13 protein-coding genes are annotated in these 14,630 nt (G+C 39.1%); 6 read left to right on the top strand and 7 right to left on the bottom strand.

All coding sequences use genetic code 11. The annotated features are described in order from the left end of the window. Positions 1–103: 103 nt before the first annotated feature. Positions 104–850: a lysophospholipid acyltransferase family protein gene (locus tag EWM59_RS09080; RefSeq protein ID WP_130020649.1), complete on the top strand. Its 747-nt coding sequence runs from the start codon at positions 104–106 to the stop codon at positions 848–850. Positions 851–966: 116 nt separating this feature from the next. On the opposite strand, the gene fabD is transcribed toward EWM59_RS09080, so the two are convergent. From fabD to EWM59_RS09065, 3 genes are all read right to left on the bottom strand, one after another. Next, positions 967–1,860, bottom strand: coding sequence for an ACP S-malonyltransferase (gene fabD, locus EWM59_RS09075; RefSeq protein WP_130020648.1), 894 nt, complete (start codon positions 1,858–1,860; stop codon positions 967–969). 33 nt (positions 1,861–1,893) lie between these two features. Continuing rightward, positions 1,894–2,439 carry an SPOR domain-containing protein gene (locus EWM59_RS09070; RefSeq protein ID WP_130020647.1) on the bottom strand — a complete coding sequence of 182 codons (546 nt, stop codon included), beginning with the start codon at positions 2,437–2,439 and terminating at the stop codon, positions 1,894–1,896. A 170-nt stretch (positions 2,440–2,609) separates the two neighbouring features. Further along, positions 2,610–4,238 carry an NADP-dependent glyceraldehyde-3-phosphate dehydrogenase gene (locus EWM59_RS09065; protein WP_130020646.1) on the bottom strand — a complete coding sequence of 543 codons (1,629 nt, stop codon included), beginning with the start codon at positions 4,236–4,238 and terminating at the stop codon, positions 2,610–2,612. Positions 4,239–4,538: 300 nt separating this feature from the next. On the opposite strand from EWM59_RS09065, the gene EWM59_RS09060 reads away from it, so the two are divergent. The 3 genes from EWM59_RS09060 to EWM59_RS09050 are packed head-to-tail and all read left to right on the top strand — an operon-like array spanning position 4,539 to position 6,624. Beyond that, the gene (locus EWM59_RS09060) at positions 4,539–5,372 is read left to right on the top strand and encodes a 1-acyl-sn-glycerol-3-phosphate acyltransferase (RefSeq protein ID WP_130020645.1); all 834 of its coding nucleotides are present in this window, start codon (positions 4,539–4,541) and stop codon (positions 5,370–5,372) included. A gap of 37 nt (positions 5,373–5,409) precedes the next feature. Further along, a complete protein-coding gene (locus tag EWM59_RS09055) occupies positions 5,410–6,144 on the top strand; it encodes a ribonuclease H-like domain-containing protein (RefSeq protein ID WP_130020644.1) in 735 nt (244 codons plus the stop codon). A gap of 18 nt (positions 6,145–6,162) precedes the next feature. Further along, positions 6,163–6,624, top strand: a complete 462-nt coding sequence (locus tag EWM59_RS09050) for a protein-disulfide reductase DsbD domain-containing protein (RefSeq protein WP_130020643.1) — start codon at positions 6,163–6,165, stop codon at positions 6,622–6,624. A gap of 77 nt (positions 6,625–6,701) precedes the next feature. On the opposite strand, the gene nagB is transcribed toward EWM59_RS09050, so the two are convergent. The 3 genes from nagB to EWM59_RS09035 all read right to left on the bottom strand — a co-directional run bounded on the left by nagB (position 6,702) and on the right by EWM59_RS09035 (position 10,184). Then, entirely contained in the window at positions 6,702–8,624 is a 1,923-nt protein-coding gene (gene nagB / locus EWM59_RS09045) for a glucosamine-6-phosphate deaminase (RefSeq protein ID WP_130020642.1), read from the bottom strand. 174 nt (positions 8,625–8,798) lie between these two features. Beyond that, positions 8,799–9,692 (bottom strand): PIG-L family deacetylase, encoded by an 894-nt coding sequence (locus EWM59_RS09040; RefSeq protein ID WP_130020641.1) that lies wholly within the window; start codon positions 9,690–9,692, stop codon positions 8,799–8,801. 300 nt (positions 9,693–9,992) lie between these two features. Then, a complete protein-coding gene (locus tag EWM59_RS09035) occupies positions 9,993–10,184 on the bottom strand; it encodes a hypothetical protein (RefSeq protein WP_130020640.1) in 192 nt (63 codons plus the stop codon). 35 nt (positions 10,185–10,219) lie between these two features. On the opposite strand from EWM59_RS09035, the gene EWM59_RS09030 reads away from it, so the two are divergent. Continuing rightward, positions 10,220–10,432, top strand: coding sequence for a hypothetical protein (locus EWM59_RS09030; protein ID WP_130020639.1), 213 nt, complete (start codon positions 10,220–10,222; stop codon positions 10,430–10,432). Position 10,433: 1 nt separating this feature from the next. Here EWM59_RS09030 and EWM59_RS09025 read toward each other — a convergent pair whose 3' ends face one another. Then, complete coding sequence (locus tag EWM59_RS09025; RefSeq protein ID WP_130020638.1) at positions 10,434–11,297, bottom strand: AraC family transcriptional regulator; 864 nt, start codon at positions 11,295–11,297, stop codon at positions 10,434–10,436. A gap of 286 nt (positions 11,298–11,583) precedes the next feature. Here EWM59_RS09025 and EWM59_RS09020 point away from each other — a divergent pair, with 286 nt between their 5' ends. Continuing rightward, positions 11,584–14,622 carry a SusC/RagA family TonB-linked outer membrane protein gene (locus EWM59_RS09020; protein ID WP_374755939.1) on the top strand — a complete coding sequence of 1,013 codons (3,039 nt, stop codon included), beginning with the start codon at positions 11,584–11,586 and terminating at the stop codon, positions 14,620–14,622. Positions 14,623–14,630: the final 8 nt, after the last annotated feature.

The raw sequence follows: 14,630 nt of genomic DNA, 5'->3' as shown, positions 1-14,630 counted from the left end.
GAAAATCGATACAAGTTAAATCTTATTTGGCTAAAAAAAGTAAAATATTGACTTAATTTGTATTAAAGACCTTTTTCTGCCTACTTTTGTTCAAAAAAAATTCATGAAAAAAATCCTGGATTATATACTTAGTGTTATTTATTTACTCTATTTTGGACTATTATTAGTTGTTTTTCATGTGGTTCAGGTAATTGCCTTCAATGTTTTCGGTAAAAAAGCCCATAAAAAATCAGTCGATATCTTTAATCTCGCTCTTAATACAAGCTATTACCTAACAGGTACAAGCGTTCAATTTAAGCAGGTAGAAGAATACCCAACAGACAGACCTATTATCTTTATAGCTAATCATCAAAGCACTTTTGATATTCCCGGTATTATCTGGTACCTCAGAAAACACCAACCCATTTTTGTATCTAAACAAGAATTGGCACATGGCATTCCGGCTATCTCTTATAATCTACGCATAAGCGGGGCTGCCCTCATTGACCGTAAAGATGGTAAACAAGCAGTATCAGAAATTCTAAGATTAAGTAAATATATTCATGAGAATAATTTTTCAGCAGTTATCTTCCCGGAAGGCACACGCTCAAAAACAGATGAAATGAAACCGTTTGCCGAGGGGGGTATTTCGGCTCTATTAAAAAGAGCACCTAATGCCTTGGTAGTACCAATTGCTATACAGGGCACACGCAGCTTTAACCCAACCAGTGGAATGTTTCCGCTGACTTCTTTTTCAAAATTATCATGGACTGCGCTGAAAGGAATAGAGCCTAAAGGCAAAACTACCAAAGAAGTAGCTGATGAGGCCAGAGCGGCGATACAGGAAGTTTTGGATGAGAAGAAGGGGTAGGTGCCTTTTAATATAGACCAAAAGACATGGATTGCCTACGTCTTTTTGGTGTTTATAGATCATTTCTCACCTCGAATGCCCATGACCGTGAACCTTGGCCGAAGCTATGATGCAATTCACAATGCTGCCCCCGCAGTCTCTACTTCCGGTGCAATTTTCTTTACTAATCCCTGTAAAACCTTACCCGGGCCACATTCTACAAACCTGATAGCACCATCTTCTACCATGTTGCGAACCGATTGTGTCCAGCGTACAGGTGCGGTTAACTGAGCAATTAAGTTAGCCTTTATTGTACCAATATCTGTTGATGGCATAGCATTGACATTCTGATAGATTGGGCAGGTAGGCGTTGAGAAATTAGTATTTTCAATGGCTTTGGCCAGTTCTTCACGGGCAGGTTCCATTAAAGGAGAATGGAATGCTCCACCAACCTGTAAAACCAGTGCTCTTTTAGCTCCGGCGGCTTTCAGTTCTTCGCAGGCAATGTTGATGCCTTCTATGCTTCCAGAAATAACCAATTGTCCGGGACAGTTATAATTAGCAGCTACTACTACATTATCTGCTGATTTTTCGGTAATAGCGGCGCAAATATCTTCTACAACTTTATCGTCTAAATTCAGAATAGCCGCCATCGTTGAAGGGTTCAACTCACAGGCACGTTGCATGGCATCGGCTCTTTGAGCGACTAATTTTAAGCCATCTTCGAAAGACAAAGCACCAGCAGCTACCAGTGCAGAAAACTCACCCAATGAGTGCCCGGCTACCATATCAGGCTTGAAATCAGGGAGATTCAAGGCTAATATAACCGAATGAAGAAAAACAGCAGGTTGTGTAACGTTTGTTTGTTTAAGGTCTTCGTCAGAGCCTTCAAACATAATTTTGGTAATATCAAAACCTAATATTTCGTTGGCTTTATCAAAAAGTGATTTAGCCTGGGGAGAATTTTCGTATAAATCTTTGCCCATTCCACTGAATTGAGCTCCTTGCCCCGGAAAAACGTAAGCTGTCATAGTAACTGATTTATAAATTATCTGTTGGTTTTGTTATCGTGTCTGCATGCTTTTACGAATATCAATTCGTTCAGGCACAATCATAGCCATAGAATAGCGTTGACGAATGGAATTGTAGAATCTTTCAGCGTCCATTTTGCTTGTGAAATCGCCTGCTTTGAGTCGATAAGTAGGCTGGCTGAATGTTACATAGGTATTCATATCAGGGAAGTTCTGATAAATATAAGACCTGGCCTCATCCAGTTCTCTACGTTCGTTACCTACATATACCTGAATTCTGTATCCTGCAGCATAGCGGATATTTTTGTTGTGTACCGAAATAGAATCCAACGCTTTGTCTACTTGTCTGTTAACATTCAGAGGAATTTCGTCTTTTACAGCAGTATATACGTTGTCTTTAGTAGCCTTACCCTCCCGGTTTTCAATGTCGGGTTTTTTATCATAAGTCAAGCGAACTGCTGATAAATCCTCCTCATAGTCGCCAACCATAGTGCCTTTAGTTGGTGTAACGGATTTTTTACAAGAATAAAAAGCGCCCGTCAGAAAAAGACAAAATACTATTTTCGGGAAAATCTTCATAGGTTTTTGTTTTTAATTGGGGTTTTCTTTAAAAAAATTTGTCAAAATTATAAAAATATTCTCTCTTCAGGGTAAAACCTGTCTAAACTTATTTCTCTTAACGAAACAAACGGATAGTAACACATTATATTTCGTATGTAAATAAAAACCCCGCAACTGCGGGGTTTGTTTTAGAAAATATATTTTGTAGAAAGAAAATGAGAACTATGGTCTTCTACAATTTCGTTGAAAATCTGCTTATTATCAGCCGTTTCTTTAGTAGCCACTACCGTTCTGATAGAAAACGCTCTCAGGGCATCTTCAACAGAAAGTGTACCTTCTGCTGAGTCTTTTCTTCCGGTGAAAGGGAAAGTATCAGGACCTCTCTGGCATTGGGCATTAATATTTACACGACTTACCTGATTGACCAAAGGGTCAATCAAATTGGCAATCTGGTGAGAATTGGTGCCAAAAATACTTACCTGCTGGCCATGAGAAGAATCAATGAGGTATTGAATAGGTTCTTCTACATCATCAAAAGGCACTACCGGAATCAAAGGCCCGAATTGCTCTTCTTCATAAACCTTCATTTTATTATTCACAGGGTATAATACGGCTGGATAGAAAAATGAATTGACAACAGTTCCGCCCCCTTCGTTTATTACTTCTGCACCGTTGGCTTTGGCATCTTCAATACACTCGGTCAGGTATGCAGGTTTGTTTGGTTCAGGTAGTGGGGTTAGATTAACACCAGCCTCCCAAGGCATGCCGAATTTCAGTTTTTCCAGTTCTTCAGTAAATCTGTTCAGGAATTTCTTCGCAATCGAACGGTGCACCCATATAATTTTGATGGCAGTACAACGCTGACCATTGAACGACAACGAACCTAAAATACATTCTTTAACGGCTAATTCTACATCGGCATTTTTCAAAACAATCCCTGCGTTTTTAGCATCTAAACCTAATACTGCTCTCAGGCGGTTGAGTTTAGGGTGCATTTTCTTCAAATCGTTGGCTACTTTGCTTGAGCCAATCAAGGTCAGGATATTTATTTTACCGCTTTGCATTATAGGTGGTACTACATTGGCACCACGCCCGTAGATGGTATTGACAACCCCTTTAGGGAAACACTCTTTAAATGCCTGTAACATTGGGTAGTGCAAAAGCGTACCGTGTTTAGGTGGCTTGAAAAGTATAGTATTACCCATCAGAATAGCCGGAATAAGCGTGGTATAGGTTTCGTTTAATGGATAATTAAACGGCCCCATACAAAGTACTACCCCAAACGGTGAGCGGCGGATTTGCCCGATAATACCCTGCTCTATCTTAAATCTTGAAGAAGCACGGTCTATGTCTTTCAGACAATCAATGGTATCATAAATATATTCAACAGTACGGTCAAATTCTTTGATTGAGTCAGCCAGAGATTTACCTATCTCAAACATGAGTAGGTTTACGATTTCTGTTTTCTTCGCCAGCATCTTCTTCACGAAGTTTTCCATACAGGTAATGCGCTCAGTTACGCTCATGGTAGGCCATTCGCCACGGCCACTGTCAAAGGCTTTAACGGCTGCATCTAAGGCTTCCATTGCTTCGGCTGTATCTGTAATCGGAAAACTACCGATATACTTACTTTCAAACTTTCCATCGGCTCCTTTAATATACACAGGCGAATATACATCTTGTGTTTTACCTGTCCATTGGCGCATTTCACCCCCTACCAGATATTCTTTCTGGTGAACGGGTTGAATCTGATAAGCATCTGGAATCTGGTCGGCAGTAGGAAAAATAGCCGTGATTTTCTCTTGTAGGTTATTCATGTTGTTTCTTTGGCTTGCGAGTAATTCTAAATAATAGCATCTGACGGCTGTCAGTAAATCTTCAGTCAGAAAAGCACTATTTAAACATCCTCTGGTGAAGTTTTGTTGTAAAACAGCGACGAAATTACAGCCCCTTGTAAGAAAACCAAAGAGAATTTAATTTTTATGAAATATTGGACAAAAAACTACTAATATATGTTAAACAAATACTAATCGGACCTAATGCTTGCAGAAGACCTTATTTCTTATGAATTTTGAAATTTAAACAGATTTATTGTATTATTTAAACACATATAAGCCTTGCTTTACGATACTATTAGAGTGTTCTCTCCTTTTCTTTTAAAGTTTTTTATCAAACGTATTGAATTTACTGGTTTAGAAAACATACCCAAATCGGGAGCAGTTCTGTTAGCTTCCAATCACTCCAATTCGTTTTTTGATGCGGTAGTGCTGTGTGGTCATTATGAACGCAGAATCTGGTCTCTGGCTCGTGGAGATGTATTTAAGAAACCCCTGGCAAAAAAAATATTATCGAGCCTATATATGATGCCTATGTACAGGTTGTCAGAAGGAAAAGAGTACCTGGGCGATAATGATGAAACTTTCAGAAAATGTATTGAGCTTTTCAGACAAGGCGAAATAGTATTGATATTTTCGGAGGGGCTTTGCATACACCAGACCAAACTATTACCCTTAAAAAAGGGTACAGGCAGGCTGGCTCAGAAAGCCTGGGATGAGCAGATAGATGTAACCGTAGTACCTGTTACGATTACTTATAATAACTTTAATAAATTTGGTAAAATAGTTAAAGTAAATATTGGTGAGGCATTGCAGCAAGAAGAATTGCCAAAAGAAGCCGGCGAAGGTCTGTTTCTGAAAGAGTTTAACCGGATATTAAGTGAGAAACTGACCAGACTTTTAGAAGCGCCTTTACCTAAGCCATCATTCTGGAAAAATCCTTTTTATTACATAGGTCTAATAGTGAATTTTCCGGTTAATTTGTTAGCCACAAGTCTCTCAAAAAGGGTTACCCGGGGGTCAGTTTTCTTTGATTCTATAGCAGGCGGAATCGTGATGTTTATTTTGCCTCTTTACTGGATTTTACTGGCATTATTGCTTTATTTTCTGATATAAATTGTGTATATTTGTTAGTTAAATACACACAATTATCATGGCAGAAAATACAGCAAAGTTTCTCAGGAATATTCTCTTTATAGATATTGAGACAGTCTCACAGGAAGCACATTTAGAGGCACTCGACCCCAGATTAAAACAGTTGTGGCTTAAAAAAGCAAGCTACTTTCAGAATAACGATAATCTTTCAGATGAAGATTTATATCTGAAACGCTCCTCTGTCTATGCCGAGTTTGGCAAAATTATTTGTATTGGTATTGGTGGCATTTTTTTTGATGATAATGATGAGATGTCACTGCGTGTAAAAATGATTCGGGGTGAAACGGAAGCAGAGATTTTAGAGGAGTTTAAAAACATTCTTGAAAAACACAAGGCAGGTTCAAACCTGATGTTGTGTGCACATAATGGCAAAGAATTTGACTTTCCCTATATTTGCCGCCGCATGTTAGTGAACGGAATTGCCTTGCCCCGTGTTTTACAGGTATCAGGCAAAAAGCCCTGGGAAATCAACCATATTGATACTTTAGATATGTGGAAGTTTGGCGACTATAAGAATTATACCTCTTTAGATTTGCTGGCAGCTTTGTTTGATATTCCGGGTGGTGAAACTGAAGTGAGTGGAGAACTCATCAATGATATTTATTACAAAGAAAAAGATAAAGCCAAAATTGAACAGTACTGCGCCGATTACATTATAGTTTTGACCCAACTATATATGAAAATGAATAATTGGTCGTTAATCAATGAAAATAACATAGAAGTAATATTATAGCATCTATTTTTTAAACGCATGAAAAAAATCCTTTTTATATTTTTGTTTGCTTTTTCGCTGGCAGCTTCAGCACAGATTCTTAAACCTGCCAAGTGGACATTTACACCCTCAAAAACTTCTGCTAAAGTAGGCGAAACCATTGATTTGGTTTTTACAGCAAAAATTGATGATAGCTGGTATATGTACTCGTCGGAACTGAAAGTAGACGGCCCATTGCCAACAACAGCCAACTTTACTAAAAACGATACGTATGCTTTGGTAGGTAAATTGGTACCCGTGAAACCAAAAGAAAAGTTTGATGATATATGGGGAGGCAAAGTACAATACTTTGAACACGAAGCCAAGTTTATTCAGAAAGTAAAAATAAAAAAGGCAAATCCGGTGATTGAGGGTAAAATAGAATGTCAGACTTGTACAACCAAAGATGGCAAATGTGTGCCTAACAAAGATAAGTTTAAGTTTGAAGTGAAGACGATTTAAACTTTGCTATATAGATATGAAAAAGGCGTTTGATTCTTCAAACGCCTTTTTCATATCTATATAATCAAAATTAACTTTTAAAACTTCCATCTCACAAAGGCTTCCATTGCTTCGTACTCTGCCAGCCCTAATTTGTTATAAAGACCTGCTGTAGCTCTGTTGCGCTCTTCGGCACGCTGCCAAAACTCACGGGCATCGGTACCCTGGAACACCACACCATCTTTTTGCGATTGGTGTTTAAAGATACCCATACGTTTTTGTAACACCTGGTCAGGCGACATAGGCACAGCCATTTCAATTTCATGAATATCCCACTCAGCCCATGCACCACGGTATAGCCATACCCAGCAGTCTTTCATGAAGTTTTTGTGTTTCAAGCCCTCAATAGCAGCAAAAATAGCATCTAAACAAACCTTATGGGTACCATGTGGGTCAGCTAAGTCTCCGGCAGCATATACCTGATGCGGTTTTACTTCTTCTATCAAATCAGCTACCACTTTTACATCTTCGGAGCCAAGAGGTTTTTTCTCAATACGGCCTGTTTCGTAAAAAGGCATATCCAGGAAATGTACGTTTTCTTCCGGAATACCTACAAAGCGGCAAGTAGCTTTAGCTTCACCTCTACGTATCAAGCCTTTTACGTATCTAACGGCAGCAGGGTCAATATCGCTATCTTTCTTGTTTTTCAAGAACTCTTTTGCCTCGGTAAACAAAGTTTGCGTTTCTTTATTTTCAATGCCGAATTTATGGTTAAAGTCAACCACAAAATCAATAAAACGGATAGCTTCATCGTCGGCCACGGCAATATTACCTGAGGTTTGGTAACCGATATGTACATCGTGCCCCTGGTCAACCAGACGCTGGAATGTACCACCCATTGAGATAATATCATCATCCGGGTGAGGGCTGAAAATAATCACACGTTTTTTAGCAGGTAAAGCTCTTTCAGGGCGATTGGTATCATCGGCATTGGGTTTACCACCCGGCCAGCCTGTAATGGTATGTTGTAGTTGATTAAATACTTCAATATTGATTTCGTAGGCTTGTCCGTGTTGCGCCAGTAAATCACTTAAACCATTATCGTTATAATCTTTATTAGTCAGTTTCAGGATAGGGATACTTAAAGAAAGCGATAGATTAGTAACTGCCTTTTTCACCATTTTGCTTGTCCAGTCAACATCTTCAACCAACCAAGGGGTTTTCATGCGGGTTAATTCTGATGCCGCTCTTTCGTCTATCACAAACAACGAATTTGCATGGGTCTGTAAGTACGAAGCAGGTACCGATTCGGTTACTCTGCCCTCAACGGCTTCTGCAATTACAGGTGCTTTTCTCTCACCCCATGCCAGTAGTACTACTCTTTTGGCATTCAGAATTTTAGAAACACCAAGGGTAATGGCTTTTTTCGGAACTTTTACCAGACTACCACCAAAATCTGAGGCGGCTGCTACACGGGTTGAGTGGTCGAGCATCATCAGACGGGTTCTTGAATTAATTAATGAACCAGGCTCATTGAAACCAATATGACCATTTGCCCCGATACCTAACAACTGAAAATCGAGCCCACCCATGGCATCTATTTTTCGCTCATATTCATCACTAAAATCTTTTACCTTACTGGCAGGAACAGTTCCATCAGGAATGAAATAGTTTTCTTTCGGAATATCAACCTTATCAAAAAGTTGCTCTTTCATAAAACGAACATAACTTTGCAGAGAGTCAGGTTCCATCGGAAAGTATTCGTCAAGGTTAAAAGAAACTACATTTTTAAAGCTTAGTCCTTCTTCTCTGTGCATTCTTACTAACTCGGCATATACCGATTTAGGAGAAGAGCCTGTGGCCAGACCAAGAATACATTGTTTTCCTTGTTTTTGTTTTTCCCGAATCAAATCAGCAATTTCTTGTGCAACCGCCTTCGATGCCTCTTTTGAATCTTTAAAAATTTTGGTTGGAATCTTCTCGTAAGCAATAGGTTCATTTGTGATAATCTGCTGTTCCATTATGATTGTAGTTTTGTTTTAGAGCAATAATCGCAGGAAATTTTGACAAATTTAAGGCTTTTCTTATTAACAAAACATTTTTTTTGATGTTCAGAAATTTAATTTTTAAATTTTTTTAAAAATGTAAAACAGACACTTAGCCGATAAAATGGTTTAGCGGCTATAACAATCTATCTATTTTGTAGGAAAACCACTGCTTTTCAGTTGTTCAAAAAAAGCTCTGGTTCTTTCAATGTTTAGGTCGCCATTTATCTCAAAATACCAGAATGTCTCCAAATCGCCTTTGTGCATGGCCGCATTCATATCTCCGCTTTGTGATTTATGGCAGGCTTTTACCCAGTCTGCTACAATCATATAGCTATGTTTATTGTTTTCGCCAAAGCCATAAGAGCGGTCGAAGTAAAAGACCGGGGCTTTGCTTGAAATTCTGGTTTCGGGATAATTCTCTAATTCAGTAAATCTGAATGAATAATCTTTACTGGCCGACCTGCCACCTAATACAATGGGTTTATCGGCACCTTTGAATCTTTGCGCTGCCCGCAAGGCCATAATACTGGCTGTTTTGTGATGTGCATGCTGACCTGCATCGGGCACCAAACAAAAAATAAAATCGTATTTACCCTGCTCTAAGATTTTATCTAATTTTTTTTCACAATAATTCATATCCCAACGCTCGCCCGATAGAAAAGGCTCCGGATTCATCTGATAGAAATCATCAATCTGGTCGAAGAAATAAAAATTTCTGATACCCATTACTTCGCCGGAGCAAAGCAACTCTTTTTTCCGGATTAAAGGCAGATATGTTCTTCCAGTAGCCGAATCGGTCATGTTTTTTCCATAATAGCTCGAGGCCACCAAGCCATTGTATCCACCCGAACCATCTGTTATCAGGGCAACGTCGGCAGTGCCTTTCATTTCATGCGTAACCTTGAAAACAGTTACCGGAAACATCGTTTCATCGTCAGGATGGGCGGTTATAATCAAGACTTTAGGTCCCTGACTATAACTTTGGTAGCAGAAAAATACAAACAGGAGGACAAAGCCCAGGGCATGAGTAGCTTTTTTCATAGGTTATCAATAGAAATCAGGTTAATAAGAGGGAGCGTTAACTGTCGAGCCATATATGAGTCAAAACCTGCCACACGTATATTCTTCCTATCCGGCAATCAATTCTGCCTTTTTCAGGTCAGGGTTACTCATTAATTTTGAACCATCAAACAAAAACAATTAACAATCAAGTATAGTAAATATTTTTTAAAAGCCATGAAAACTATTTACAAAAATCTTTTGCCATCAATGCTATAGTAATACATGTTTCTCTGTAGAACGGATTAACAGCCTTAAATTCAGACTATAAAGCGTACATTCTCATATTTTGTTTAGGTTAGGGGTTTGGAAACCTCCTGTGGCTTTGCCGCAGGAGGTTTTTGTTTTTTTATGAGTATATTTACAGAAACTATGCTGTTTATAAAGTTCACTGGCTAAAGCCAAAGTACCATTTACCAATAAACAGATGGCTTTTTCAGTCGAAAAATAGATTAATGGTGTAATTTTTGTCAAAGTTTTTTCGTTTCAATTGAAAATAGACTAACCAAATGAAAAAAGTAGCCATTCTGGGTATTATAGGCTTATTAGCCATTACGCCTGAGTTCTCTCAGGCAGCGAGTATCGACACTAAGACTTCTGTTGGTGTTAAAAAAGAATTGGGCAAAGGCCGAAGAAAAAAAAGCGGCGCTTACAAAAAGAAAAAAGGCTTTATGTGGGGCTTGTTTAAAGGCAAAAACCAGTGCGATTGCCCTAAGCATTAATCTACTCCAGGAATTTGGTGCGGTAAGTAAGCGGTGTTATCTTTTTAATAGCCTTAAACTGCCTGTTGAAATTAGAAAGGTTATTAAAGCCACTTTCGAAAGAAATCTCTGCCACACTCATTTTATCAGCCATCAGTAATTTACAGGCGTGTTCAATCCGTATTTCGGCAAGAAATTGTGAGAAAGTACGGCGTGTGCGCTTTTTAAAATAACGACTAAAAGCCGACTCACTCATATTGGCCAGTTCGGCCACATCGCTCAACTGTATTTCTTCCTGATATTTCTGCATCACATATTCAAATACCTTATTCATACGGGCTGAATCGACTTCATTACGTAGCGAGATAGGGTTAGTAGTTAAATCCTGCTTGTCTTCACTTTCGGCCAGAATCGTCAGAATAGAAATCATTTCGAGCAATCGGCTCATGCCTTTCAGATTCGGCAGATTTTTAAATTTAGGCTCTACTTTCTGCACTGTTTTCTCACCAAATGACAAACCTCTTTTCGAGCGTTCGAGCAAAGCCTTGATTGCCTGACTCTCGGGAATCTCTAAAAATTTGTCTCCTAAAAAATCTTCTAAAAAATGAATTACCAACGAACGGGCTTTCAGACCTGAATCTTTTACATAAAATTCTTCGTCATTGCGGTAATAATGAGGTAAGTAAGAACCAATCATACACAAGTCGCCCGGGCTATAGTCTGTAATGCTGCTCCCAATAAATTTCTTTCCGGTACTTTCTAAAATAAGTACAATTTCGTATTCGGGGTGATAATGCCAGGGGGTCGGGAAGAAAGGGCATTCCTGCACATAAAGATTAAACGAATAATCAGCAGGGTTTGATATTTTGAGTAATTGGGGTTTCATTTCTTTTGTCGCTATTAATACCAGTTCAGTCTATACTCTATTTCTTTTGATAGCTAATAGAAAAATCATGTAAATATAATGGCAAAATTCAATAGCACTATGTTTTCTTGCTTAAATATACAAATAACTTGTCAAAAAAATATTAGAAAATGACTAAATTTTAGTGGTAAAACCCTATATATATACCTAATTTTGTAATTATTCCAATATAAAATTTACATTTTTTTAGCGGAAGCCTAATTTTATATTAACCTTAATAATTTGTATGAAACAACTACTACAAAAAATGTTGCTTGTGTTTGCCGTACTTCTTAGCGGGCAGTTTGCACAAGCTCAAACCCGTACTGTTTCGGGAACAGTTTCTGACGTTGGAGGCACTGGCCTTCCGGGCGTTAGTGTTACAGTAAAAGGAACTACTCAGGGTGCCATCACAGATGCAGGTGGTAAATTTTCGGTTCAGGCCTCAGCCAATTCGGTTTTAGTATTCAGCTACATCGGGTTTAAAGCGCAGGAAGTTGCCACCGGTGGAAGAACTACCATTAATGTATCGTTGGAAGAAGATGCAGCTGCTTTAAGTGAAGTAGTTGTAGTAGGTTATGGTTCACAGAAGAAAAGCCAGACCACTGGTGCTATTTCGTCGGTAAGTGCGAAACAGATTCAGGAAATGCCTATTACCAGTTTAGGGCAAGCTATGCAAGGCCGTGTAGCCGGGGTTGACGTTTCTCAATCAGGTTCAAGACCGGGGTCAGTACCAAAGATTCTGATTCGTGGTCGTCGTTCGTTCAACGCAGGTAACGACCCGCTATATGTAGTAGATGGTATTCCGTTATCAGCAGGCTACGAAGACCTGAACCCAAGCGATGTTCAATCTATGGAAGTTTTGAAAGATGCTACGGCTACAGCCATCTATGGTGCCAGAGGTGCTAACGGGGTTGTATTAGTAACTACTAAAAGAGGAGCGGTAAAAGGCAAAACAACCGTAAGTTTTGATACTTACGGCGGGGTTTCAACACCACTTGATAAAATCAACTTGTTTAGTGGACCTGAATTTCTTGAGTATGTAAGAGAGGCTTATCGTGCTACTAACCTTTATAAAGATGCCAATGGCAATCCTGTACCAACAGGTGTGGGCGATCCTGCTGCTGATGCAAAAATTGCTGTATTAGGGGGTGACCCAGCTGTAGCAAGAGGTATTGCTAACGGTACTAACACCGACTGGCAGGATTTGCTTTTACGCAATGGTGTGATGCAGAACCACTCATTAGGCGTACAAGGTGGAAATGATAAAACACAGTTTTATATTTCAGGCGGATATTTTCAGGATAAAGGTATTACAGCCGGATTAGATTATACCCGTATGTCTTTAAGGGTAAATATTGACCATAATATCAATAATCGTCTGAAAGTGGGTTTATCTTCTTATACCATGTACAGCATCAGAAACGGAGAAAACCTGAACCCTTATGGTATGACCATTCAGCAGAACCCGTTAGCAAGACCATATGACGATAATGGAAACCTTATTTTCTCTCCAACCAATGATGCGTTATTAACTAACCCGTTGGCAGAGATTGTACCGGGTGCACAAGTAGATGAAACCAAAAAATACCGTTTGTTTAATAGCCTGTATGCAGAGGTTAAAATTATCGAAGGTTTAAAATACCGTGTAAATTTTGGGCCTGACTTTACTATTCAGAGATGGGGACGCTTTATTGGGGCAGCTACTAATGCCCGTAAATTCGGTGACCCGCAGGCTTCTGTTCAGAATAACAACGGCTTTAACTGGACATTGGAGAATATCGTTAACTACAACAAAACATTTAGTGGTAAACATAACTTAGGGGTTACTTTACTACACTCTATTCAGAGAGATAATTTTGAAGTTTTCAGAACTGAGGTACAAGGTGTGCCGGCAGAAACGCAACAGTTCTATAACTTAGGTAATGCAAGTTCGGTATTGTTGGTAGGTAGTGGTTTAACTCAATGGACCATTAACTCTTACATGGCTCGTGTGAACTATGATTTCAATGATAAGTATCTCCTGACAGCTACGCTACGCCGTGATGGTTCAAGCCGTTTCGGTGCCAATACCAAATATGGTAATTTCCCAGGTATTGCTTTAGGCTGGAATATCAGCAATGAGCCTTTCATGAAACAAGTTACCTGGTTAGATTTATTGAAACTGAGAGCAGGCTGGGGTGTAGTAGGTAATCAGGGGGTAGCTCCTTACCAGACACAAGGTTTATTAACCAGAACAGCTTATGCCTGGGGTTCAGCAGCAGCTTTTGGTTACAGACCAAATACTATCGGAAATCCTGATTTGAAATGGGAATCTTCTGCAACAGCTAATATCGGGTTAGATTTTAGCTTCCTGAGAGGCAGAATCCAGGGTTCATTAGAATTGTATGAAACCAATACTACCGACCTTCTATTATCTGACCAGTTACCAGGTTCAACCGGATTCTTGTCTGTAACAAGAAACGTAGGTCAGACTCGTAACAAAGGTATAGAATTAGGTTTTACAACTGTAAACGTAAATTCGCCGAGTGGTTTCAAATGGACAACTGACTTTACTTTTACCAAAAATACCGAAGCTATCATTTCTTTATATAATGGTAAAGTTGACGACTTAGGAAACCGTTGGTTTATCGGTCAACCGTTAAACTCATACTACGACTTCAAAAAAGTAGGTATCTGGCAAACAAACGAAGCTGATCTGGCAAAATCGTTTGGTAGTGAAGTAGGTCAGATTAGAGTACAGGATACGAATGGTGATGGTAAAATTACAGCCGCAGACCGCGTATTATTGGGTTCAGATATTCCTGATTTTAGCGCTGGTTTTACCACCAGATTTGAGTACAAAGGTTTCGATTTATCAGCTTTCTTGTTTGGTCGTTTCGGAAACATGATTGTGAGTGGTTTCCATCAGAACAGAAACCAGTTGGCAGGTCGCTACCAACAAATCAAAGTTGATTACTGGACACCAAATAATCCGACTAACGAATTCCCTCGTCCGAAAAGTACACAGGAGTTCCCGGTTTACAATACTACGTTGATTTACTACGACGGTACTTTTGTTAAATTAAGAAATATCAATTTTGGCTATACTTTCTCTCCAAAAATTGCTAAGAAATTGGGTATGGAGTCGCTACGTTTGTACACAAGTATCCAACAACCTAAAATCTGGTCGGTATATCGTGATAAATATAATGGTATTGACCCTGAGGCAACGATTACTTCTTCAGGTAACGGAACAACTGCCGTGAGTGAAAACGTTGTACCTGCTACTTCGGTTACAACCTTTGGTTTGAACGTAAGATTCTAAGTTGAAAA

Origin of the sequence: Emticicia agri (assembly GCF_004168285.1) — a bacterium.
Lineage (GTDB): Bacteria > Bacteroidota > Bacteroidia > Cytophagales > Spirosomataceae > Emticicia > Emticicia agri.
This window is presented reverse-complemented; position numbering and strand designations above follow the sequence as displayed.

Excerpts from the sequence above, each read along its gene's own strand:
- EWM59_RS09050 (WP_130020643.1), top strand. The coding sequence starts at position 6,163 with ATGAAAAAAATCCTTTTTATATTTTTGTTTGCTTTTTCGCTGGCAGCT.
- nagB (WP_130020642.1), bottom strand. The coding sequence starts at position 8,624 with ATGGAACAGCAGATTATCACAAATGAACCTATTGCTTACGAGAAGATT.
- EWM59_RS09025 (WP_130020638.1), bottom strand. The coding sequence starts at position 11,297 with ATGAAACCCCAATTACTCAAAATATCAAACCCTGCTGATTATTCGTTT.
- EWM59_RS09070 (WP_130020647.1), bottom strand. The coding sequence starts at position 2,439 with ATGAAGATTTTCCCGAAAATAGTATTTTGTCTTTTTCTGACGGGCGCT.
- EWM59_RS09030 (WP_130020639.1), top strand. The coding sequence starts at position 10,220 with ATGAAAAAAGTAGCCATTCTGGGTATTATAGGCTTATTAGCCATTACG.
- EWM59_RS09020 (WP_374755939.1), top strand. The coding sequence starts at position 11,584 with ATGTTGCTTGTGTTTGCCGTACTTCTTAGCGGGCAGTTTGCACAAGCT.
- EWM59_RS09080 (WP_130020649.1), top strand. The coding sequence starts at position 104 with ATGAAAAAAATCCTGGATTATATACTTAGTGTTATTTATTTACTCTAT.
- EWM59_RS09055 (WP_130020644.1), top strand. The coding sequence starts at position 5,410 with ATGGCAGAAAATACAGCAAAGTTTCTCAGGAATATTCTCTTTATAGAT.
- EWM59_RS09065 (WP_130020646.1), bottom strand. The coding sequence starts at position 4,238 with ATGAATAACCTACAAGAGAAAATCACGGCTATTTTTCCTACTGCCGAC.
- EWM59_RS09040 (WP_130020641.1), bottom strand. The coding sequence starts at position 9,692 with ATGAAAAAAGCTACTCATGCCCTGGGCTTTGTCCTCCTGTTTGTATTT.
- fabD (WP_130020648.1), bottom strand. The coding sequence starts at position 1,860 with ATGACAGCTTACGTTTTTCCGGGGCAAGGAGCTCAATTCAGTGGAATG.